This is a genomic window from Nocardia sp. NPDC058114, from assembly GCF_042884695.1.
Taxonomy (GTDB): domain Bacteria; phylum Actinomycetota; class Actinomycetes; order Mycobacteriales; family Mycobacteriaceae; genus Nocardia.
Genome location: NZ_JBHVTK010000002.1, coordinates 486,386 through 509,325, shown reverse-complemented (window position 1 = coordinate 509,325; position 22,940 = coordinate 486,386). Strand labels below are relative to the sequence as shown.

The following is a 22,940-nucleotide window of genomic DNA, read 5'->3' as shown; positions in this document are numbered from 1 at the left end:
GGCAGCGGGCCGTCGCATGCTGATCGAGAAGCAGCGCTGGGCCGGGATCCGCAGCGGGGCGGTGACGGTGCTGTTTCGCCGATGGCGTCACAGGCAGGCCACCGAGGGCAAGGTCTACCGCACCGGCGCGGGGCGCATCGCCGTCGACCAGCTGTCGACGGTCACCGCCGATCAGATCAGCATCGAGGACGCGCGCGCCGCCGGATACGACGCACCCGCCGAGGTGATCGCCGATCTCCGCGGCGGCCCGCAGGACCCGATCTATCTGCTCCGGATCCGCTGTCTCACTGACGAAGACCCGCGCGACGCGCTGGCCGCCGACGACCGGATCGACGATGCCGCGGCCTTGGGCGCCCGCCTCGCCCGCATGGACCGGACCGATCCCGAGGGCCCGTGGACCCACGACACGCTCCGAATCATCCAGCGCCGCCCCGCGACCCGGGCCCCTGACCTGGCCGAGGAACTCGGGCGTGACCCGCACCGCTTCAAACTCAACGTACGCAAGCTGAAGAACCTCGGCCTGACCATCAGCCTGGGCACCGGCTATCGGATCTCACCCCGGGGCGTGGCCTTACTCGCGGCCCTGGATTCGGCGCAGACCGGCGATTGAACCTCGGCGCCGCCTTGCCTATCAGGCGGGCGGCGCCTGCTGTCGACGCCGAGGTCGGGGCCCGAGATACCCGGCATGACCCGGCCGGATCCAGACCACCGGCTACCGTGCCGGACCACACGATTTCGAAAGCGCCCTATCGGTCACACCTGCCACGGTATCGGTGCGCCGCTTCGAACGACAGCGGCCGACCACGAGAGGACAGAAATCGTGAAGATCCCACTGGCAATGCTGGTAGGCGTCGCCGTCCTGACCGTCAGCGCATGCGCGATGCGGCCGGCGGCCGGCGAAACAGACACTGCGCAAACAGGTTCCGGACTCGATCCGGCTGCGCTGCAATCCGCGCTGGATGCGGTCCGCGACGCGGGAATGACCGGTGTGTACATGGAGGTACGTGACGGCGACCGGGTGTGGAGTGGCACGGCGGGGGTCGCCGACGTCACCTCCGGCGAAGCCATCGGTCCCGACATGGTCCACCGAGTAGGCAGCATCACCAAGACGTTCATCGCGGCCGCGATCATGCAGCAGGTCGAGCAGGGGCGGATCGGGCTCGACACACCGATCGGTGACTACCTGCCGCACTTGGTCCCTGGTGAGCGTGGCGCGCAGATCACGGTGCGGATGCTGCTCAACAACACCAGCGGTCTGGCCGAGCACCTGCCGTACTCCTTTCCTTCCCTCGCAGCCTTTTTCGGCGGGACGCAGCTGTCATCGGAGAGCTTGGACAAGCATCAGTTCACCCAGTTCGACCCGGTCGAGCTGATCGGAATGGGCGTCAGCGCGCCGCCCGCCACCCGGGCGCCCGGAGCGACCCCCGGCGTGTACTCCAACACCAACTACTTCCTGCTGGGCGAACTGCTGGAGCAGGTGACCGGAACTGCGTTCGAGACCTATGTCGCCGAGAAGGTGATCGGACGCGCCGGGCTCGAGCACACCGCGTTTCCGGACGGGCCGACCCTGACGGTTGCGCACCCGCGAATGTACGAGCGGCTGTTCGGAATGATCGATCCGCCGCGCGACTACAGCGTCTACAACATGTCGTGGGCGATGCCCGGCGCCGGACTCGTCTCGACCATGGCGGACCTGAATCGGTTCTACCGCATGCTGCTCGGTGGGCACATCGTCAGCCGCGAGTCGTTGGCGCAGATGCAGCGTACGGTGCCCGTCATCGCACTCGACGGTACGCGGATCGAGTACGGTCTCGGCCTGCACCGGGTGCGAACTCCCGGCGGACAGACATTCTGGGGCCACGACGGCAGTGTCTTCGGTGCCCAAGCGCTGTCTCTGACCAGCGCCGACGGCACCCGCCAGATGTCGGTCGCGACAAACCTCGTGCGGTGGAACGAGATCGGCCCCGACGGAAAGCCGAAGCCACACCCCATCGACGACGCCCTCGCCACCCTCTACCGAATCGCGATGGGCGGCGAGTGATTCGTCGGCGCCAACGGCCCGGATCGGGTGCCCCGACTCGGTGCCGAAGTCTCGCACCGCAACTCGCGCGTCACTGATCGTTCGAGTGCAACGTTCCGGGCTCGGCGAACGATGCGATGCTCATGCAGGGGATGACGCAGGTCGATGAGCAGCAGCAAACAGCCGGGTTCGGTGCGTTCACCGTGGTGGATGTCGAGACCTCCGGGCTACGGCCGCACCAGCACCGGGTGCTGTCCGTCGCGGCGGTGACGCTGGACGGCACCGGCCGGGTGACGCGAGAGTTCCACAGCCTGATCGATCCGGGTTGTGATCCGGGTCCCGTGCACATCCACGGGCTCACTGCCGAGGTGCTGCAGGGCTCGCCCGAGTTCGGTCAGGTGTGCGACCAACTGACGGCCATGCTGGACGGCCGGGTGATGGTGGCGCACAACGCGCTGTTCGACTACGGGTTCCTGCTGCAGGAGTTCGCCCGGGCAGGCGGAGCTCTGCCGGTGCAGCGCCGATTGTGCACGTTGGCACTGGCCCGCCGCATCGCGCTGCCGACACCCGACTACAGGTTGGGCACGCTGGCGACGTATTACGGTGTGCCGCAGCAGAAGGCGCACGATGCGCTCGACGACACCCGTGTTCTCGCGAATGTTCTTCGCGCGTTGGTCGCCGACGCGGCCCATCTCGGCATCGCACCCCCTCTGCTCGACTGCGCACCTGATTCGGCCAGGCCGACGCAGTCCAGGTGGCCGGTCGAACGTCGCGGCCCGAAGCAGCCGTGCGACTTCGCCTATCCCGGGAAGCTGGCGGTGGCCGGCCCCCTGCGCCAGGGGATGAAGGTAGCGCTGACCGGCGAGACCCGGATCGAACGGGAAGAGCTCGTCGCCCGTGCCGAGGCTGCGGGGCTCGACGTCACGAGCACGGTGAGCAACCGAACCAGTGTGCTGGTCACCAACAATGCCCATGCGGAAACGGGCAAGGCGCGCAGGGCGTTCGAGTTCGGAACGCCGGTGATCGATGAGGCTCGGTTCGCCGCGCTGCTCGAGTCGGTAGAACCGGGGCACCGGAAAGGGGCGGCGGTACCTGCGGTTGCGGCGCCACGTCGGTCGACGGCACCTGCACGGGCGATATCGGGTCCGCTGGCCGGTCGGCGGATATTGGTGCTGGGCGGAGCCCACGGCGAGGCTGCGGCGGCGCGCTCGCGGATCGTCGAGCTCGGTGGTTCGGCCGCGGTCAATCTCTCCGCGACGGTGACAGATCTGCTCCTTCTCGCAGGTGGGGAATCCGACCGGCGCGCGCGAAAGGCCGACGAACTCGCACTGGCGGTCCACGGACCAGACCTGCTCGAGCAGGGTGCGATCGCGCCCGCGGCGATCCCTGCGGCATCGACCGCACCTGGTCGTGCCGAAATCCGGCCCGCGGAGCCGACGGTGTTGTCGCGAGGTCAGGTGATCGACGTGCCGATCGCCGAGGGCGGCAATACGTGGACTCTGCGGGCAACGTGGAGCCAGCTCAGTGCGTCGACCGTGGATCTCGTCGCGTTCCTGCTCGGCAGCGATGAGCGAGTCGACGACTCCGACGACTTCCTGTTCTACAACCAGCCAGAATCGCAGGGCGCCAAGCTTTCCGAGGACGGGCCGAACGAGCAGTCGATCACCCTGGTCCTCGATGACCTGCCCGAGCACTGCACTCGCATCGTCCTCGCGGCTTCGCTCGACGGTGCGGGTCTCACCTTCGGCGACGTCGGCGCCATCGAGTTGGAGTTCGCCGCAGGCACGGAATCGAGCACCGCGATACGTTCCACGCTCGATGCCGCAACGGTGGAGCGCACCCTGCTGCTCGCCGAGCTGTATCTGCGCGGTGAAGATTGGCGGCTGCGCGCGGTCGGCCAGGGCTACGAGACCGATCTTGCCGAACTGGCCAGGCGGTACGGAGTCGACGTCGACGAATGAAGCCGCACGAGGTGGCGGCCGGTCGGGGTCGATGCCGGCCTCACTGACAAGCACGACATCGCAGCGCTCGCCGGCATCCGGTCGGGGATGCCCGGCGAGCGTCGGTAGCCTGACCGTTCGAGATCAGCTACCGAAACTTTCGGCGACCATGTTCTCGGTGAGGCCGTAGTCGGCGAGGGAATAGTGGTGGGTGGGTTTGCGGGCGCCGGTGCGGCTTTCGTTGTCGAGGGCGGTGATGGCGGTTCGAGCTTCGGGCGTGAGGGCGGCACCGGTACGGGCGTACACACGGTCGACGACGCCAAGGGGGTCGGTGCGGAGATCGTCGAAGTCGATGTCGATGAAGGTGGCTTCGGGGTGTCGGGTGCGGGCGGCGGTGAATTCGTGGAGGCCGCGCGACCACAGGTCGAGCTGGGTGCGGCCGATGGTTTCGCCGGTGAAGGTGGTTGACCAGCCTCGGGTGGCGTGTTCGTTGAGGCTGCAGACCGAGGGGATGATGGTGGCGGGGTCGCGGTGGGTCTGGATGACGATGGCGTCGGGGTAGGTCGCCAGGAGGGCATCGAGGCAGAAGAGATGGCTGGGATTCTTGAGGACCCAGCGGCGGGTGTCGTTCATGCCGATCAGCTGCAGGTTGCGGCGGTGGCGGGCGTAGGCGGGCGTCCAGTCCTGGCCGGACAGCCATTGCGAGTAGCCCGGCACGTAGGCGAGGCATTCGTAGGAATGCGACATGCCCGACTGGCGCAGTAGCTGCCAGCATTCCTCCACGTCGGAGGCGCTCATGTAGTGCAGGCCCATGAACTCGGGGTTCTGCACCTGATGCTGTCGCAAGCCCGCGTCGATCTGCTGGTAGGCGGGATTGTCGCCCCAGGTCTCGCGCGGTGGTCGCGGCTGCGGGAAGTCGGTCAGCCACATCTCCAGCCCCTGGTTGGCCGGATCGGCGGCCAGCAGCCGGTGCAGCGCGGTGGTGCCGGTGCGAGGGAGACCCGTGACGAAAATCGGCCGCGTGACCGGGGTGTCGACATAGCCGGGATTCGCCGCCCACGCCGCTTCGCTCAGCGCGCGGGCGACCAGCGTGCCGCGCAGGAAGAAGCGCGACATCTTGGAGCCGAGTTCGGTGAGCCCGGCCTCGTCGCGATACGAGTCGAGCAGAACCTGCAACGCCTCGGTGTAGTCGTCGGCCCCGAAATCGGTGAGACCGGTGAGTTTGGTGGCTGAGGCGTGCAGGTCGGCCACGGTGCCGACATCGGTGCGCACAGTCATCTTCTACAAGCTCCTAGTTGTGGTATTCGCCGCAGTTGACGTCGAGGGTCTGACCGGTGATCGCCGACGACCAGTCGGAGGCGAGAAACACCACGGCACGGGCGATCTCGTCGGGTTCGGGCAACCGCTTCAGATCGGATTTCGACGCGGTCTGCTCGTAGACCTGCTCGACGGTGATGCCGTACTTCTCGGCGACCTGACCGAAATACCACTTCAGCTGATCGGTCCAGATGTAGCCGGGCAGTACGCTGTTGACCCGCACGCCCTTGTCGCCGAGTTCGGTGGCCAGGGTCTGCGACATGGCCAGCAGCGCGGCCTTGGTGAGTTTGTAGCTGCCGTAGCGCGGCTCCGAGTGGCGCACCACCATCGAATTGATCATCACCACAGCGCCTTTGGCCTCGGCGAGCGCGGGCGCGAACGCCTGCGTCATCCGCAAGCCGCCGAGCACCGTCATATCCAGGCTCGACCGGATGTGGTCGAAATCGGTGCGGTCGAGGGGCTTCATCGACGGCACCGAGAACGCGTTGTTCACGAGCGCGTCGACCCGGCCGAAGGTGTCGACCGTGCGCGCCACGAGATTCTGGACCGCCGCATCGTCGGTGATGTCGGTGGGCACGCTCAGCGTGGCGCCCCCCGCGGCCTCGATTTCGGCGGCTACCTCGAGCAGTCGGGATTCGGTGCGCGCCGCGAGCACGACCGTCGCCCCCGCCGCGGCCGCCTCCAGACAGATCGACCGGCCCAGACCCGGTCCCACCCCGGAAACGACGACGACCTTGCCGTCCAACAGTGCCCCGCTCATCCCAGCATCCTTTCGGCGAAAGCCCGCTGCCGGGCCGAGATCCGGTCGCGCCAGCCGGCGGCATCGATCCGGTTGTGTTCGAAATACGGAAGGTGTTGTGCGACTGCGTCGATCGGTACGACCTCGACCGTCGGCCCGTCGGCCTCGGTCATCGGCCGATCGGTGCGCTGCCACCGGAACTGCAGGATTCCGCGCGTGCGGCCGGTGGTCTCGATCCAATTCGCGATGCCCGGATCCTGCTTGCTCACCACCATCCGGATCAGACCGTCCGAATCCACCTGGGCCTGAGTGTGATTGAGGCTGGTCTGGTGGTTGACGTAGTCCAGGGAGATGTACCAGAGACTGCCCAGCTGGAATCCCTGATACGGCGCATCGGATTTCGGGACGGTGATCACCAGCGCCTGATCGTCGGCGAGATCGAAATGCCCCACCGAGGAGTACTGGGTGCTCAGTCCACCGGGCGTCAGCCGGGGCGCGGTGAGGGTGTTCACCGGCAGATCGAGGTAGAACCACTTCGGGAAGTTGAACCAGGTGTGCACGCGGGTGAGCAGCATCTTCGCCGCCGCGCCGTACCGTTTGCGCAGACGGGCCAGATCCGGTTCGACCGGTGCGGTGCCGATGGTGTCGACCCGCTCGATCCGGATCGAGCCCTTGCGCTCGGTCCAGTCGCTGTAGACCTCGCGCACGGCCAGCATGGACGCGCCTTCCCCGAGTGGGAAGTAGTCCGGCCCGGCGTCGGCCTTCGGCGGTCCGAAGCGCAGCGAGAAGCTGCCGTCGGCGGCGATCGGAATGCGCCGGTCGTCGAAGGCGTCGGCGCCACCGGGGACGTCGGTCGCGGTGTAGTCGCCTTTGAGTACCTGGAAACTCAGATCGACGGTGCTGCCGCGCACCCCGCTCACGAGGTACTCGGCGGTCGGTTCGATGGTCGCGTGGTAGTAGAGGGTGTCCGGGTTGTCCAGGCCCATCTTGGCGTACGGGCCGGTCGAGGACACGAAATAGGGATGCGAAGTGCCGTGGGCGCCCGAAAGGCGCAGGCAGGCAGCGACGCTGGCGGCGAGATAGTCGTAGCCCTCGGCGAGGTCCTGATCGCTGCGGACGAATTCCGCCCCGGCGATGAGTGTTTCGGCCTGGGCCACCGCGGCGAGGAACGGCGCGGTGAGTGGTTCCGGTGGCGCGCTGCTACCGGATTCGGTGGCGGTACTGGAGTGGGTCAACGGTCTGTGATTCCTAGCTCTCGGAGGATGTGGGCGGCGATCTCGGCAGGTGAGCCGAGCTCGGGAGTGATGACCAGGTCAGCATGGTCGGGTCGTTCGTAGGGGGAGCCGATTCCGGTGAAGCCGGGCAGTTCGCCCGCACGGGCCTTCGCGTAGAGGCCCTTGGAGTCGCGGCGCTCGCATTCCGCGAGCGGGGTGTCGACGAAGACTTCGTGGAACGGCAGTTCGCGGTCGGAGTGGACGGTCCGTGCGGCGGTGCGCTGTGCGGCGAACGGGCTGATCACCGACACGATCGCCACTGCACCCGAATCGGCGAACAGCGCGGCGACTTCGGCGACCCGGCGGACGTTCTCGTCCCGGTCGGCGGGGGAGAAGCCGAGGCCGGCGTTGAGACCGTGCCGCAGATTGTCACCGTCGAGCAGGTAGGCGGGCCGGCCTGCCGCGACCAACAGTCGCTCGAGCTCGACCGCCAGGGTGGACTTCCCCGACCCGGACAGGCCGGTCAACCACACCGTCGCGCCCGCATGGCCGCGCTCGGCGCGACTGACTGCCGACCGATGCCAGACCACGGCCGGGGCCGAGCGTTCGGTGCCGACGTTCGCGGAATCGGCCCCGGATTCGCGGCCGGTCACCATTCCCGCGGCGACCGTTTGATCGGTCACCGGATCGATCAGGATGAAGCTGCCCGTGCGCCGATTCTCCCGATACGGGTCCAACAGCAGCGGACGACGGCTGCGCAACCGGATGCGCGCGATGTCGTTGAGCGACAACGTGGTGACGTCCTCGACCCGGTGCAGCGTGTTCACATCGAGTCGGTAGTCGATAGCCGTGACTTCGGCGGACGAGGTCTGCGCCGCGGTGCGCACCAAGTACTGGGCACCCTCGCGCAACTGAGCACTCTCGGAGAACCAGCACACCATCGCGTCCAGGTCGGTGCCGATGTGTGGACGGTTACCCGGCCGGGCGAGCAGGTCCCCGCGCCCGACATCGATGTCGTCGTCCAGCGTCAGCGAGACCGCCATGCCGGTGAACGCCTCGTCGACCTTCGTGCCACCCGGGCCCCAGATCTCCTTGACGTGGGAGGACCGCCCGCCGGGCAGCACCACCACTTCGTCGCCGGGCTTGAAGATGCCGCCCGCGATGGTGCCCGCGTAACTGCGGTGGTCGAGTCCTTCCTGCGCCCGGATGACGTACTGGATCGGCAGCCGGGCATCGATGAGGTTGCGGTCCGAGGCGATGTGCACGTCCTCGAGGTGGCGCAGCAACGGCGGTCCCGGATACCAGTCCATGTGCTCCGAGCCGTCGACCACGTTGTCGCCGAGCAGCGCCGACACCGGCACGAAGCTCAGATCGCCCACCGTCAACTTGGCGGCGAACGCGGCGAACTCGGTGCGGATCTCCTCGAAACGCTCCTGCGACCAGTCGACCAGGTCCATCTTGTTCACGCACACCACCAGGTGTGGCACGCCGAGCAGCGTCGCGAGGAACGCGTGTCTGCGGGTCTGTTCGGAAACGCCGGTGCGGGCGTCGACCAGGATCAGCGCGAGGTCCGCGGTGGAGGCGCCGGTCACCATGTTGCGGGTGTACTGCACGTGCCCGGGGGTATCGGCGATGACGAACTTGCGGCGTGGTGTCGTCACGTAGCGATAGGCGACGTCGATGGTGATGCCCTGCTCGCGTTCGGCGCGCAGGCCATCGGTGACCAGCGCGAGATCGGCCGCCGCGCTGCCGCGTTCGGTGCTGACTCGTTCGATGGCGGCGAGTTGATCGTCGAACAGGGACTTGGAGTCGTAGAGCAGCCGGCCGATGAGGGTGGACTTGCCGTCGTCGACGCTGCCCGCGGTCGCCAGTCGTAACAGGTTGCGGCGCATCAGAAATAGCCCTCTCGCTTGCGGTCTTCCATGCCGGTCTCGGAGATCCGGTCGTCGGCACGGGTGGCGCCGCGTTCGGTGAGTCGGGTGGCGGCGGTCTCGGCGATCACCTTCGCCGCGGTGTCGGCGCTGCTCTCGACGCAACCGGTACAGGTGGCGTCGCCGACCGTGCGGAATCGGACGGTCGCCTCGAACGTGCGCTCACCGGCCTTCGGTGTGATGAATCGGCCGGCCGACAACAGCATGCCGTCGCGTTCGATGACCTGACGCCGGTGCGCGTAGTACAGCGACGGCAGCTCGACGGCCTCGCGGTCGATGTACTCCCAGATGTCGAGCTCGGTCCAGTTCGACAGCGGGAACACCCGGATGTGCTCGCCGGGCTGATGGCGGCCGTTGTAGAGGTTCCACACCTCGGGCCGCTGTGCTCGCGGGTCCCATTCGCCGAAGCTGTTGCGGAAGCTGAACACTCGCTCCTTGGCGCGCGCCTTCTCCTCGTCACGGCGTGCGCCGCCGAATGCCGCGTCGAATCGGTGCTCACCGATCGCGCGCAGCAACGTGGTGGTCTGCAGCGGGTTGCGGGTGCCGCCGGGGCGTTCCACCGCGCGACCCGTGTCGATGTCGTCCTGGACCCGGGCGATCTCGAGGCGTGCCCCGGTGCGCTCGGCGGTGCGATCGCGGAACTCGATCACCTCGTCGAAGTTGTGGCCGGTGTCCACGTGCAGCAGCGGAAACGGCAGCGGCGCGGGCCAGAACGCGCGTCGCGCCAGGTGCAGCAGCACGGCGGAATCCTTGCCGCCGGAAAAGAGCAGGGCCGGTCGCGCGAGTGTGGCCGCGACCTCCCGGAAGATGTGCACCGACTCGGCCTCCAAGGCCGCCAGATGCGATAACTCGTACCCCGCCTGCACTGTTCACCCACTTCGTTCGCGCGGTTCGCCGGGGAACTTTCCCCGACGGGTTGCGATGTCGAATATTCGACGCTATTGTTCGGTATTGTGACACCGACGATAAGCCGGGCCGAGCGCGCCGGTCAAGAGGTGACCCCGGATTCGATGGGTGATGCCGAGATTCCTGGCGCCGCGTCGCCGCCGACGCAGCGCGTGGTGAAGGTGCTCGAGCTGCTGTCACGACATGCCACCGACCGTTTGTCGCTGGCTCGGATAGTGCGCGAAGCGGGGCTCTCGCGCGCCACCGCGCACGCCGTACTCACCCAGCTCACCGCCGATGGCTGGACCGTGCGCGACGACGACGGCTGCTACGGCATCGGGCTGCGGCTGCTGACCGTCGCCCGGCGTGCCGAAGCGGCGTTTCCGCTGCGTCGCACCGCAGTGCCGCACCTGCGAGACCTGTCCGAGAAGGTGGGTGTACCGGTGTTCCTCGCCGAGCGCGCCGGAGACAGTATCGTGGTCACCGAGGTCGTCGGGCATCCCTCGGCCGGTTGGATCCGTCCGGGCAGGCGCCTGCCGCTCGCGCCTCCCGTCTGCCGCGAATTCATCGCCTGGGCGCCCGAACCCGTCCAGCAGGCCTGGCTGGCCACTGCCGACCCGGACCACCGCGACCGCCTCGCGCGCGTGCTCGCCGAGATCCGCACCCGCGGCTACTCGGTCGAACGGCTGGTCGACGATTCGACACCGATGCTGGAAGTGCTGGCGGGCCTGCGTGATTCACCGATCACGGCCGCACTGCGCGCCCAGCTCGGTTCCGTCATCACCGAACTGATCACCATCGATTACCTGCCCGACGAACTCGGCCCCGAGAACGCCGTCGTCACGCTGTCCGCCCCGATCCGCGACCGCGCCGGTGCGGTCGTCGCCGCGGTCGTGAGCTGCCCCGACAGTCGGTTGTCCGCCCTCGCCTTGAGTGAGCTCGGCGCGGCAACGGTGAGCGCCGCCGACCGAATCACCTCCGGCGGGCTGACGGACTGATCCCGCGGTCGGTGTCCAGTGACACCCGAGTAACCCCGAACGGCCGTGAACGCACGATTTCGAGTTCTCGGCGACGGTGGTTCGCCACTACTCTGAGTGGGGATCTGACCGGACGCGACCCGCTCGATGGTCGTGGAGGCAGATGGCGAGGAAGGACGGGCCGTGGCAAACGACAGTGATCGGTGGTGGGAGGCGCCCGGAATGTCAGCCCCCACCCCTGACCCGGCCGCACAACCCCCCGCCGACCCCACCATCCTGCGCTCGCCCGGCAACCCGGCCGAGCAGTCGACTCCCCGACCGCAAGACGGCCCGCAACCCACCGCCACCCCGCAGCCGGGAGCGAATCACCTTGGAAGCGGACAGCATCCGATAGCGCCCCCCACCGTGTTCGGACAGCAATTCGCACCACCGGGGACGGGCGAGCAGCCGTACGGGCAGCAACACGGGACCGGGCAGCAGTGGCAGCAGCCCGGAGTGGGACAGCCGGGGAGCGGGCAGCACCCGTTCGCGCCGCCGACAGTGGTCGGACAACCGTGGACCGGGCAGCAGGCCTACGGGCAGCAACCCGGGGCGGGCCACGATCCGTATGCGGCCCAGCCGGGGAGCGGACAGCAGGCGTATGGGCAGCAACCCGGGGCGGGTCACAACCCGTATGCGGCGCAGTCCGGTGGCGGACAGTCTTATGCGTCTCAGCCCGGAATCGGTCAGCAGCCGTACGGGTCCCAGTTCGGACCGGGTCAGTTCGCCCAGCAGCCGCCGTACGGCCAGCAACCGTACGGCTATGCGCCACAGCAGTATTCGCCTCCACCGCGGCGCAATGGCGGTTCGGGCGCGATCATCGCGGCGATCGCGGTGGTCGTCGTGCTGGTGATCGGGGTCGCCGTCGCCGTCGGGTTCGCTGCCAGCTCCTCGGACGAGTCCACCACCTCGGCGAGCACGTCCACCACCACGACGAAATCAGGACCACTGTCGGGCACCAGTACCGCACCGCTCGCGCCGGGCTCGAAGGGTGTGCTCATCGCCTCCTATCGCGTCGCCTACGACGTGCCGTCGGCCTGGACCCTCCACTCCGAGAGCGACACCATGTCGTTCTCCAATGCGACGGGCGCGATCGACGGTCGCGGTCAGGCGACCGAGGGCGCCAACTATTGCCCCGGCTCGGTGTATCGCGCCATGGCCGCGGTGACCTCGACCACCGAGACCGATGTGGCGGCCGCGGCGAAGAGTGTCGCGAAGATAGCCGCGGCAGGGGGATATTCGGACCCGACCGGCGGAAAGATCAGCGCGCCGACGTCGTTGAAGACCCAGAGCGGAATCAGCGGCCAATTCGTCGAGACCTCGGGCCCGTGGACCCCGCAGATCCCGGGCTGCACCGCGAATGCCTACTCCGTCTACACCTTCGGCTTTCGCAACGCCGCGAATACAACTCTCGTCCTGACCATCCTCGTCGACCGCGGCACCACCGGCGAACTCACCGCCGAACAGGCCAAGAAGATGATCGACAGCCTGCGCCTGGTCTAGCGGCGTCGGCACCACCCCGGTCGCTGTTCGTAGACTCGACTCATGACGGCAGCCGCATCGAATTCGACCGATCTCCCGGCGAGTCTGGTGGAGATGACCGCTGAGCACGTGCGCGCGCAGGTTCTCAGCGGCGCGTTGGCGCCGGGGGAGCGGGTAGGCGAGGAAGCCCTGTGCGCGCGGCTCGGGATCAGTCGGGCGCCGGTGCGGGAGGCGCTGCGGCGCCTGGCGGAGCAGGGCCTCGTCGAGCATCTGCCGCGGCGTGGGTATCGGGTCGTGGTGTGGTCGGCGCGCGACATCGTCGAGTTGTTCGAGGTGCGGCGGGCGCTGGAACAGCACGCGGTGACCGTCGCCCTGCCGAGTGCGGACCTGCGGCTGGGGCGGGTGCGTGCGGCGCTCGCGGAACTGACCGCGGCGGACCGGCGCAAGGACTGGGTCGCCCGCGACGACGCACACCGCCGCTTCCACGCCGAAATCGTCGCGCTGGCGGGCAATCGGCAACTGGACCTCGTGTACGAGCAGATCCTGGTGAAGCTACAGCTCGCGATGGCACGCAATCTCCGTGAGGAAACCGAGGTGGGCGCCCGGCGCGAAGGTGTGCGCCGACATGAGGAACTGCTCGCCGCGCTGGAGACCAACGACCCGCTGCGGGCCGAGACCGCGCTCCGCAGGCACGGCGAGCAAACATACCTGAAACTCGGTATCTGCTAACACATCCGATACAGACCGAGTCTCCCGTCGTCACACTTTCTGTCGACAATCGACAACATGACAGGCTCTACGGTCACGGAAATCCTCGCCCAGCACCAGGGCGGCAACGGCTCCCCGACCAGAACCGCGGCGCGAGTGGCCGACGCGATCACCGCGCGCGGCGACGACGGCACCTGGATCACCCCGGTACCCCGTGACGAATTGCTCGCTGCCGCAGCGGCTGTCGAACGCATACCCGGCGCACGCACGCTGCCGCTGTACGGCGTTCCCTTCGGGGTGAAGGACAGTATCGACGTCGCCGGCTATCCGACAACGCTGGCCTGCCCCGACTACGCCTACCTCGCCACCCGCACCGCACCCGCCGTGCAGCGCCTGCTCGACGCGGGCGCGCTGTTCGTCGGCAAAACCAATCTCGACCAGTTCGCCACCGGCCTCAACGGCACCCGAACCCCGTACCCGGTGCCGCGCAGCGTCTTCGGCGGCGATCTGATCTCCGGCGGTTCGAGTTCTGGATCGGCGCTCGCGGTCGCCCTCGGCCAGGTGCCGTTCTGTGTGGCCACCGATACGGCGGGTTCGGGCCGCGTGCCCGCCGCACTCAACGGCATCGTCGGCTGGAAGCCGTCGCGCGGCCTGATCAGCACCGTCGGGCTGGTGCCCGCGTGTAAGTCGCTGGACTGCCTCACCCTCATGGCGACCACTGTCGAGGACCTGGACCTGGTCGCCGAGGTGATCATGGCGGTCGATCACGACGATCCGTGGACCCGCGCCAGGGGAGGGCGATTCCCCGGTGGCCCGATCCGGCTCGGTCTACCGGCACCGCAGGAGCTCGAGTTCTTCGGCGACGACGCCATGCGCGCGGCACACCTCGGTGCGCGAGACAGGTTGCCGGGTATGGGGTTCAGCTGCGTCGACACGACACTCGCACCGTTCTTCGCCGCAGGCGCGCTGCTCTACCAGGGTCCGTGGGTCGCGGAACGTCTGGTCGAATTCGAGGAGTTCCTGACCGATCGGCCCGACTCGATCCTGCCCGTGATCCGGGAAATCCTCGACAGCGGACGCCGATTCAGCGCCGTGGACGTGTTTCGCGCACAGCAGCGGTTGCAGGAACTGCGCGCCGAGGTCGCCCGGATATGGGACGAGGTCGACGCGGTGGTGGTGCCGACCATCGGCACCACCTTCACTGTCCCCGAGGTGCTGGCCGACCCCATCGCGACCAACACCGTGCTCGGCCACTACACCCATTTCGGCAATCTCCTCGACCTGACCGCGATCGCGGTTCCGGCCGGCACCACCCGCGACGGCAGACCGGTCTCGCTCATGGTGTTCGGCCCGGCACTCGCCGACGACCTCGTTCTCGCCGCCGCCGCACGGCTGCTGGACGAACCGCGCACCACGGCACTGCCCCACCACCTCGGCCCGGTATCCCTCCAGGAGCGACGATGACCGAAATCCCCGCCACCCCGAGCCCGTTCACCTTCGATCCCACCACGACCGCGCTCGTCATCATCGACATGCAGCGAGACTTCCTGCTCCCCGGTGGCTTCGGCGAAAGCCTCGGCAACGACGTGACGCTGTTGCGCACCGTCATCGAACCCCTCTCCGGTGTGCTCGCCTCGGCCAGGGCCGCGGGGATCACGGTGATCCACACCCGCGAGGGCCACCTGCCGGACCTGTCCGATTGCCCACCGTCGAAACTTCGGCGCGGCAACCCCTCGCAGCGCATCGGTGATCCGGGGCGATTCGGGCGCATCCTGATCCGCGGTGAGTACGGCCACGACATCATCGACGAACTGGCGCCGCTCGACGGCGAGACCGTCATCGACAAGCCGGGCAAGGGCGCGTTCTACGCGACCGAACTGGCCGCTGTGCTGCAACAGCATTCGATCACCACCCTGCTCGTCGCCGGGGTAACCACCGAGGTCTGCGTCCACACCACCGTCCGCGAGGCCAACGACCGCGGCTACGAATGCCTCGTGGTCGCGGACTGCGTCGGCTCCTATTTCCCGGAATTCCAGCGCGTCGGACTGGCGATGATCGCGGCTCAGGGCGCGATCTTCGGCTGGGTCGCCGGCTCCGCGGATGTCATCGCCGCACTCGGCACCACCGCCCCCGTCACGGCCTAGCGAACAGGATCCACCATGTCCGTCGACACCTCGAAAACAACAGTCACACCGGAACAACCTGCGCCACCGGCACTTCCGTGGTGGACCAGGGGAGACACGAACGCCTTCTTCGGGCTGGCGTTCAACATTTTGGTCAACGTCCTCACCCTGACCACACTCACCATCGCGGTGGTGAAGATTCCCAGCACCGATGTCCTCGGGACGGTGCTGCCCGCCCTCGGCGTCGCGCTCGTGCTGGGCAACCTGTACTACATGGTGCTGGCGCGGCGCCTGGCCCGCCGCGAAGGACGCGCCGACGTCACCGCACTGCCGTACGGGCCGAGTGTTCCGCACATGTTCATCGTCGTGTTCGTGGTGATGCTGCCGATCTACCTGGCCACCGGAGATCCCTTGCAGGCGTGGGCGGCCGGTCTGGCCTGGGCGTTCATGATCGGCGTGATCGTGATGATCGGCGCCTTCGTCGGCCCCTACATCCGCAAGGTCACTCCGCGTGCCGCGATGCTCGGCACCCTGGCCGGCATCTCGATCACCTTCATCGCCATGCGCCCCGCCGCGCAGATGTGGGAGGTGGCCTGGATCGGACTGCCGGTGCTGGCCATCATCCTGATCGGCTTCTTCACCGACATCAAGCTGCCGGGCAATATCCCGGTCGGACTGGTCGCGCTGCTGGCCGGCACGGCGATCGGCTGGATCGGCGGGTACATGTCGGCACCCGATGTCGCCCAGGCCGCGCACGACATCGCCCTCGGGCTGCCCGACCTGCGCTTGGGCCTGCTCTTCGACGGACTCGGCAACCTCGCTCCGCTGCTGGCCACCGCCATCCCGCTGGGCATCTACAACTTCACCGAAGCCATGAGCAACGTGGAAAGCGCCGCCGCCGCGGGCGACAACTACAACCTGCGCAGCGTGCTGCTGGCCGACGGTTTCGGCGCGGTGATCGGCGCGGGCTTCGGCTCACCCTTCCCGCCCGCCGTCTACATCGGTCACCCGGGATGGAAGGACGCGGGCGGGCGCACCGGCTATTCCCTCGCCAGCGGCCTGACCATCGGCATCATGTGCCTGCTGGGGCTTTTCGGCATCCTCGCGACCCTGCTGCCCATCCCGGCGATCGTCCCGATCCTGCTCTACATCGGTCTGCTGATCGGCGCGCAAGCATTCCAGGCGGTGCCGCGGATCCACGCGGTGGCGGTCGTGGCCGCGCTGCTGCCCAACCTCGCGGAGTGGGCCGTCACCCAGATCGACAACGCGCTGTCCGCGGCGGGGACGTCGGCGGCGAAGGTCGGCTCGGACGCGCTCGGTCAAGCGGGCGTGGTCTATGACGGGCTGAAGGTGTTCGGGTCCGGTGCGGTACTGGCCGGTCTCGTGCTCGGCGCAATCGTCACGTTCATCCTCGACAAACGTTTCCGTGCGGCGGGAGTGGCGGCGGTCATCGGCGCCGGATTGAGCTGGATCGGATTGATTCACGCACACGCGGTCGAATGGGCCGCCGCGCCCGGCGTGGCACTCGGTTACGTGTTCTTCGCGCTCGTCTGCCTGGCGTACTCGCTGTTGCCGGCAACAGAGCCCGCTGCTGAGGAGACCACGGGGTAAGCCGGTCGGCGCGACTCACCAGAGTTCAGGAGTACTTCGGCACTGTCGCGAGGAAATCGCGGAAGTCGATGGCCGGGTGGCCCGTCAGGTGCGGGACCGCGTCGGTGACCTGCGCGAGGTCGCCCTGGGCGATCGCGGTGTAGGTGCTGACCCAGCCGTCGACCTCCCATCGCGGCGCGTTGTACTTCGCGCGGGAGGCGTAAGCCTCGTCGACGGTCTGCTCGACGTAGCGGAACGGTCGGCCGAGGACTTCGGTCATGTCGGCGGTGGCGGTGGTCAGGCTGAAAGCTCGCGGGCCGGTGAGGTCGAAGGTCGTGCCGTCGTGCGCGTCCGAACCGAGCACCGCCACAGCGCAATCCGCCACATCGGCGCGGGTGACCGCAGCGACTTCGCCGTCTCCGGCCGGACCTTCGATCACCCCGTCCCCGTCGGCGAAATGCGGGATGATGTCCTGGTACTGGTTGTCGCGCAGGAAGGTGAACGCGAGGCCGGAGGCGCGGATTGCCTGTTCGGTGTACCAGTGGTCACGGCCGAACGTGAACGTGGCATCGGGCGCGGCCCCGACGAACGACAGATACACGATCCGTTGCACGCCCACGTCTTTCGCGGCGTTCACCACCGCCGTCTGCTGAGCCGCGCGGTCGGCGCTCTCGGTAGCCGAGACGAAGAAGAAGGTCTGCACGCCGTCGAGCGCGGCCGCCACGGTGGTCGGATCGCCGAAGTCGATGGTGGCCGTGGTGGCGCCGTCGATCGGCGCGATGTGCTCGACGTGGCGTCCCAGCAGTCGCAGGCGAGCGCCCGAGGGGGCGAGCAGACGGGCAACGCGGCCGCCGATTTGTCCACTGGCCCCTGAAATCGCAATCGTCTCCGGCATCGGTCCAGGCTAGGGGCCCCTCGCGGCACGGTGGGCCGACACGCCCATCGGGTGCGACGACGCGCGCGTCGATGCGCGAATCGCGCCGAGAGATGGTGGAATCGGCGGCGTGCGCGTATCGAGTGCAATAGCCGCCTGTGTCGCCGTCGCGGCACTGATTCTGCCCGCAAACCCGGCCGCGGGCGCGGCCGGGGACACGGCCTGTGGGTCCACCCTGTCCCAAAACGACATCGACGAGATCGCGCGGTTGTCGGACACGTCGGCGATCTCCGGCGCCGACAGCCTGGGTCGGCTCGAGGACGCGGTGGCCCGCCATCATCGGATCACCGAGATCCTCGTCGAGCATCGCGACCTCCGCGGGCTGTTCGCGATCGGGCTCGACGGCGTCGAATACGCCGCGGTGATGCCGATGCAGCGCGACCCGGCCGCGTTCGCGAACCGCGAGTACGCGCACGCGATCAGCTCGGAACTGCTGCGCCGATTTCTCGACAATCTGCATGCCGAATTCACCGGTGGCATCGCGGAACCACACTGGGCACACTATTTCGCACTCGCCCGCGACTGCGGGGCGTCGCGCGCCCGCACCGCCATGGCCGGCTACAACGCACACCTCACCGTCGACCTGACCTACTCGGTGGCAGCCGTGGGCAGCAGGCCGGAGAACGCGCCGGACTACTTCAAGATCGTGGCCGGCATCGCCTCGGTCGGCGACGTGATCATCGACCGCACCAAAGCGGCCTACGGCGCCGACCTCGGCCCGCTGTGGCGGTTCTATTTCGTCGGTGAGGGATTGGACCAGCTGTTCGGCGCGGGCGTCGCCACCGAACAGATGCTCATCGCGGCGGACCTCGGCGCGAACACGGTGATCTTCACCAACGGCCTCGCCCTGCAAGACCCCGCTCTCGCGCCCGCCATCCGCACCGAGATCACGGCGTTGTGGCAGGCCGCCGATCTGGCTTTCGAAGCACTGGCCCGGATCAACGCACTCTGAACAAGTCTGCGAAGCCGATTCGAGACGGCCCCGGCTTCGCGGGGTGGGTAACCGCGAAGCCGGGGCCGGGTTCGTTCGAATCAGCCCGCGGTCTTCTCCGAGCTGCGGATCTCGACGATCGGCAGGACCAGGGCGGCGGGTGCGCCCGCGGGCACGACCGGCTGGTTGGGGCGGACCGGGGCGATCTTGGTGTAGCCGGCGTCCTGTTCGGGGCGGGTGTCGAGTTCGCCCTTGTTCGGCCAGTAGGCGGCCGCGCGCTCGGCCTGCGCGGTGATGGTGAGCGACGGGTTCACGCCGAGGTTGGCCGACACGGCGGCTCCGTCGACGACGCTGAGCGTCGGGTAGCCGTACACGCGGTGGTAGGCGTCGATCACGCCGTGCTCACGGTCGGCGCCGATCGCCGCGCCGCCGAGGAAGTGCGCGGTCATCGGCACATTGAACACATCACCCCAGGTACCACCGGCGACGCCGCCGATCTTCTCCGCGACCCGGCGGGTCACATCGTTGCCCGCCGGGATCCAGGTCGGGTTCGGTTGTCCGTGGCCCTGTTTGGAGGTCAGTTTGCGGCCACCGAACAGTCCGCGCTTGGTGTAGGTGGTGATCGAGTTGTCCAGGTGCTGCATGACGAGGGAGATGATCGTGCGCTCGCTCCAGTTCTTCACACTCATGAAGCGCAGGAAGATCAGGGGGTTGGACAGCACGAGGCCCAGGAACCGCAGCCATCGCGGCACCCGCCCGCCGCCGTCGACCATGAGCGTTTGCAGCATGCCCATCGAGTTCGAGCCCTTGCCGTAGCGCACCGGCTCGACGTGGGTGTCGGGGGTGGGGTGGATCGACGAGGTGATCGCGACGCCCTTGGTGAAGTCCTGGTCGGGCCCGAGCGTCTTGGTCGCGGCACCGACGATCGACTCGGAGTTCGTGCGGGTGAGCAGGCCGAGCTTGTCCGAGAGGTTCGGCAGCGCACCTTCGTCGCGCATCGCGTGCAGCAACTTCTGCGTGCCGAGCGTGCCCGCCGCGAGCACGACATGCTTGGCGGTCACGGTCTTGGGCGCCTTGCGCACCCAGGCGCCGGTGCGCTCGGTGGCCACATCCCAGGTGCCGTCGGGCAGCGGTCGCAGCGACGACACCGTGGTCATCGGAATGACCTGTGCGCCGGCCTGTTCCGCGAGATAGAGGTAGTTCTTCACCAGGGTGTTCTTGGCGCCGAACTTACAGCCGACCATGCAGTCGCCGCATTCCACGCAGCCGGTGCGCTCGGGGCCGACACCACCGAAGTAGGGGTCGGCCTCGGTCTTGCCGGGCGTACCGAAGAACACCCCGACGGGTGTCTGCACGAACGTCTCGCCCACACCCATGTCCTCGGCGACGGCCTTGAAGATCTCGTCGGCGGGAGTCATGTGGGGATTTGTCACCACACCGAGCATCTTCTTCGCTTGCTCGTAATAAGGAGTGAGCTCGCTGCGCCAGTCGGTGATCTCGCGCCACTGCGGGTCCTGGAAGAACGGCTCCGGCGGCACGTACAGGGTGTTGGCGTAGTTCAGCGAGCCACCGCCGACGCCGGCGCCGCCCAGGATCAGGACGTCGCGCAGCGGGTGGATGCGCTGGATGCCGTAACAGCCGAGCTTGGGCGCCCACACGAATTTGCGCAGGTCCCAGCTGGTCTTGGGCAGTTCGTCATCGGCGAAGCGGCGACCGGCTTCGATGACGCCGACCTTGTAGCCCTTCTCCACCAGCCGCAGTGCGGTGACACTGCCACCGAAGCCGGACCCGACGATCAGAACGTCGAAATCGGTGGTGCGCTCGGGCATGGGGGAGCTCCTCGATCGGTGTCGACAGTGACGCGGGTAACGCTAATGGCGACAGCCAGAGCTGTCAACGTTGGCTCCGAGCCCACCTATGCTGGTCGGGTGGCCCGATACACCCGAGCGGAACTCGCCGACGTCAGCGGCGTGGCGTCGCGCACCATCCGCTACTACCACTCGCTCGGCGTGCTGCCGAAACCCGGCCGAGCGGGCAAGGAAGTCGTCTACACCGACGAGCACTTGGACCGGCTGCGCGACATCGTCGCCATGCAGGCACGCGGGCTGCGGCTGGACGCCATCCGTGAGGTATTCGACACCGAACCGCAGGCAGGCGACTGGCGCACGCTGTTCGATCCGCGCGCGGGACAGTCGATCGAACGCTCGTCCTACCTCGACGATGCCGAACTCGCCGCGATGCTGGGGGAGCGTGGCACCGATGTGCTCACCGAACTCGCCGCGGCGGGGTACCTGGAACGACGCGGCCACCGATGGTTCGTCGCGGACCGCACGATGCTCAAGGCCGCACTGGTCCTCTACGACGTGGGTATCGACGTCACGCTCAGCGGGGTCTTGCGGACGCTGATCCAGTCGCGCATCGCCGATCTCGCCGACGAGGTGGTCGGCACGGTGCGCGACGCCTCGGGCACCGGGTACGGCGGTGAAGGGGTGGGCGTGGACCTGAGCCGCTTCCGCGACCGATTGCTGGCGACGGCCTGGGCGGTCGGCGGCGCGACCTTGGCCGCCGAGATCGAACGCGCCGCCGCCGAGGACGACACGGCCGGACGCCGGGATCCGGCCCGCGCCGTGAGTGGGCGATGATCGGACGATGAGCTCCGACCAGCCGGGTCCGCGCGCACTGGCCCGCGCGCAGACGATCGCCGACATCAAACGCATCGGCCGCGAGCATCTGGCCACGCAGGGTGCGGCGGCGTTGTCGTTGCGCGCGGTTGCCCGCGATCTGGGCGTGGTGTCGTCGGCGGTGTACCGGTATGTCCGCAGCCGCGAAGAACTGCTGACCATGCTGGTGGTCGACGGCTACAACGCACTCGGCGACGCGGTGGACGCGGCCCTGCTCGACGCACCCGACGACCCCGCGACCCGATTCCGGGTCGTCGCGCGAGCGGTACGGGAGTGGGCGTTGGCCGAACCCGCCTGGTACGGCCTGCTCTTCGGTACCCCCGTCCCCGGCTATGCCGCACCGGCGGCCGACACGGAAGCGCCGGGCGTGCGCGTGATCGCGATTCTGCTGGGCATCGTCGACGGTGCCTACCGACTGGGTCAGCTCAACGGCCCCGTGCTCGAGCCCGCGATCTCTCCGCGGACGGCTGCCGATTTCGCGACGATCCGCGAGCAGTTCGGCCTCGCCGCCCCCGATCGGGTGATCGCGTCCGCCCTCACCGCGTGGACCACGCTCTTCGGTGCCGTGAACTTCGACGTGTTCGACATGTACGGGCGCGACACCTTCGCTGATCGGGCGGAGATCTTCGACCTGAACATCGACCAGCTTCTGCTTCTGCTGGGCTTCGTCGTGCCGCGCCCGGATCGTGTGGACCGGTCGGTACGGTAGCGAATTGAAGAGTTCCCGCGGTATGTGGGGAGAGGGAATGTGTGAACGGCGACATCGGCGTCGCCAACGAAGGAGAGTGCCCGAGTGAATTCTCGCGAGGAGATCTTGCGCCGAGTCCGTGACGGGCTGCTCGACCTGCCCGAGGACGAGCGCCGGGTACCCATGCGTCGATCCGCGGGCAGGCACGCGATCGTGGATCCGACCGAGCGGGCCGAGGTGCTCGAGCGGTTCGTCGACCGATTGCGCGAGTACGGATCGCTGGTGCGCACCGTCGATGTAGCGGGCCTGCCCGCCGCGGTCGCCGACGTCCTCTACGGCATGAGCGTGCAGACGGTGCTCGCCGCGGTCGAGCCGGGCCCGGCGTGGCTGGATCACTGGGCCGGCGCGCCGGGTCATCAGGTCGTGCACAGCGGTTCGGATTCGGTCGAGTCCGGTGACGCGGTGGTTCGCGATGCGGTGGCAGGCGACGCCTCGACCGGTTCGCTGGCACTCGATGTCGATGGTGGACCCGCTGTCTCGGAGTCCGTGCCCCAGGTCTGCGTCGTGCGCGCCGATCGCGTCTTCGTATCCCTGCCCGAAGCGCTGGACCATCTCGATCAACGTCGCCCACTGATCTGGCTCGGTGGTCCCGGTGATGTCGAGCTGGCTCGTCAATTGGTGGTGCTGCTCGTCGAGTAGGCGGGGAGAAAACGTTATCGCCCCAGGGTTGTGTGGGACTGA

General features: G+C 68.1%; 20 protein-coding genes. 13 read left to right on the top strand and 7 right to left on the bottom strand.

The window, feature by feature from the left end:
* Positions 1 to 16: 16 nt before the first annotated feature.
* The 3 genes from ACFVVI_RS10905 to ACFVVI_RS10895 all read left to right on the top strand — a co-directional run bounded on the left by ACFVVI_RS10905 (position 17) and on the right by ACFVVI_RS10895 (position 3,981).
* Positions 17 to 610, top strand: coding sequence for a hypothetical protein (locus tag ACFVVI_RS10905; protein ID WP_387445093.1), 594 nt, complete (start codon positions 17 to 19; stop codon positions 608 to 610).
* 210 nt (positions 611 to 820) lie between these two features.
* A complete protein-coding gene (locus ACFVVI_RS10900; protein WP_387445092.1) occupies positions 821 to 2,041 on the top strand; it encodes a serine hydrolase domain-containing protein in 1,221 nt (406 codons plus the stop codon).
* 131 nt (positions 2,042 to 2,172) lie between these two features.
* Positions 2,173 to 3,981: an exonuclease domain-containing protein gene (locus ACFVVI_RS10895; protein WP_387445091.1), complete on the top strand. Its 1,809-nt coding sequence runs from the start codon at positions 2,173 to 2,175 to the stop codon at positions 3,979 to 3,981.
* A 123-nt stretch (positions 3,982 to 4,104) separates the two neighbouring features.
* On the opposite strand, the gene ACFVVI_RS10890 is transcribed toward ACFVVI_RS10895, so the two are convergent.
* Genes ACFVVI_RS10890 through cysD form a run of 5 tightly spaced genes read right to left on the bottom strand, consistent with a single transcriptional unit; the run spans position 4,105 to position 10,027 of the window.
* A complete protein-coding gene (locus ACFVVI_RS10890; RefSeq protein WP_378994968.1) occupies positions 4,105 to 5,238 on the bottom strand; it encodes a sulfotransferase family protein in 1,134 nt (377 codons plus the stop codon).
* A 13-nt stretch (positions 5,239 to 5,251) separates the two neighbouring features.
* Positions 5,252 to 6,037, bottom strand: coding sequence for an SDR family oxidoreductase (locus tag ACFVVI_RS10885; protein WP_387445090.1), 786 nt, complete (start codon positions 6,035 to 6,037; stop codon positions 5,252 to 5,254).
* Entirely contained in the window at positions 6,034 to 7,251 is a 1,218-nt protein-coding gene (locus tag ACFVVI_RS10880) for a hypothetical protein (RefSeq protein ID WP_378994972.1), read from the bottom strand. The genes ACFVVI_RS10885 and ACFVVI_RS10880 overlap by 4 nt, the downstream gene beginning before the upstream one ends.
* On the bottom strand, positions 7,248 to 9,122 hold the full coding sequence (gene cysC, locus ACFVVI_RS10875; RefSeq protein ID WP_387445089.1) for an adenylyl-sulfate kinase: 1,875 nt from the start codon (positions 9,120 to 9,122) through the stop codon (positions 7,248 to 7,250). The genes ACFVVI_RS10880 and cysC overlap by 4 nt, the downstream gene beginning before the upstream one ends.
* Positions 9,122 to 10,027 (bottom strand): sulfate adenylyltransferase subunit CysD, encoded by a 906-nt coding sequence (gene cysD / locus ACFVVI_RS10870; RefSeq protein WP_378629403.1) that lies wholly within the window; start codon positions 10,025 to 10,027, stop codon positions 9,122 to 9,124. The genes cysC and cysD overlap by 1 nt, the downstream gene beginning before the upstream one ends.
* Before the next feature lie 87 nt (positions 10,028 to 10,114).
* On the opposite strand from cysD, the gene ACFVVI_RS10865 reads away from it, so the two are divergent.
* From ACFVVI_RS10865 to ACFVVI_RS10840, 6 genes are all read left to right on the top strand, one after another.
* Entirely contained in the window at positions 10,115 to 11,044 is a 930-nt protein-coding gene (locus ACFVVI_RS10865) for an IclR family transcriptional regulator (protein WP_387445088.1), read from the top strand.
* A gap of 162 nt (positions 11,045 to 11,206) precedes the next feature.
* Complete coding sequence (locus ACFVVI_RS10860; RefSeq protein ID WP_387445087.1) at positions 11,207 to 12,565, top strand: hypothetical protein; 1,359 nt, start codon at positions 11,207 to 11,209, stop codon at positions 12,563 to 12,565.
* Positions 12,566 to 12,607: 42 nt separating this feature from the next.
* Entirely contained in the window at positions 12,608 to 13,273 is a 666-nt protein-coding gene (locus tag ACFVVI_RS10855; RefSeq protein WP_387445086.1) for a GntR family transcriptional regulator, read from the top strand.
* A 57-nt stretch (positions 13,274 to 13,330) separates the two neighbouring features.
* Positions 13,331 to 14,716, top strand: coding sequence for an allophanate hydrolase (locus ACFVVI_RS10850; protein ID WP_387445085.1), 1,386 nt, complete (start codon positions 13,331 to 13,333; stop codon positions 14,714 to 14,716).
* Positions 14,713 to 15,396, top strand: coding sequence for a cysteine hydrolase family protein (locus ACFVVI_RS10845; protein WP_387445084.1), 684 nt, complete (start codon positions 14,713 to 14,715; stop codon positions 15,394 to 15,396). Before ACFVVI_RS10850 ends, ACFVVI_RS10845 begins: the two co-directional genes overlap by 4 nt.
* Before the next feature lie 15 nt (positions 15,397 to 15,411).
* Positions 15,412 to 16,986 carry a regulator gene (locus tag ACFVVI_RS10840; protein WP_387445083.1) on the top strand — a complete coding sequence of 525 codons (1,575 nt, stop codon included), beginning with the start codon at positions 15,412 to 15,414 and terminating at the stop codon, positions 16,984 to 16,986.
* Between the two features lie 25 nt (positions 16,987 to 17,011).
* Here ACFVVI_RS10840 and ACFVVI_RS10835 read toward each other — a convergent pair whose 3' ends face one another.
* A complete protein-coding gene (locus tag ACFVVI_RS10835) occupies positions 17,012 to 17,860 on the bottom strand; it encodes an SDR family oxidoreductase (RefSeq protein ID WP_387445082.1) in 849 nt (282 codons plus the stop codon).
* Positions 17,861 to 17,969: 109 nt separating this feature from the next.
* Between ACFVVI_RS10835 and ACFVVI_RS10830 the strand changes: the two genes are divergently transcribed.
* Positions 17,970 to 18,851 (top strand): DUF5995 family protein, encoded by an 882-nt coding sequence (locus ACFVVI_RS10830; protein WP_387445081.1) that lies wholly within the window; start codon positions 17,970 to 17,972, stop codon positions 18,849 to 18,851.
* Positions 18,852 to 18,931: 80 nt separating this feature from the next.
* Here ACFVVI_RS10830 and ACFVVI_RS10825 read toward each other — a convergent pair whose 3' ends face one another.
* A complete protein-coding gene (locus ACFVVI_RS10825) occupies positions 18,932 to 20,659 on the bottom strand; it encodes a GMC oxidoreductase (protein WP_387445080.1) in 1,728 nt (575 codons plus the stop codon).
* A 99-nt stretch (positions 20,660 to 20,758) separates the two neighbouring features.
* Between ACFVVI_RS10825 and ACFVVI_RS10820 the strand changes: the two genes are divergently transcribed.
* From ACFVVI_RS10820 to ACFVVI_RS10810, 3 genes are all read left to right on the top strand, one after another.
* Positions 20,759 to 21,472: a MerR family transcriptional regulator gene (locus ACFVVI_RS10820; protein ID WP_378991643.1), complete on the top strand. Its 714-nt coding sequence runs from the start codon at positions 20,759 to 20,761 to the stop codon at positions 21,470 to 21,472.
* Between the two features lie 7 nt (positions 21,473 to 21,479).
* Complete coding sequence (locus ACFVVI_RS10815; RefSeq protein WP_387445079.1) at positions 21,480 to 22,220, top strand: TetR/AcrR family transcriptional regulator; 741 nt, start codon at positions 21,480 to 21,482, stop codon at positions 22,218 to 22,220.
* Positions 22,221 to 22,304: 84 nt separating this feature from the next.
* Positions 22,305 to 22,898 (top strand): hypothetical protein, encoded by a 594-nt coding sequence (locus tag ACFVVI_RS10810; protein ID WP_378991646.1) that lies wholly within the window; start codon positions 22,305 to 22,307, stop codon positions 22,896 to 22,898.
* Positions 22,899 to 22,940: the final 42 nt, after the last annotated feature.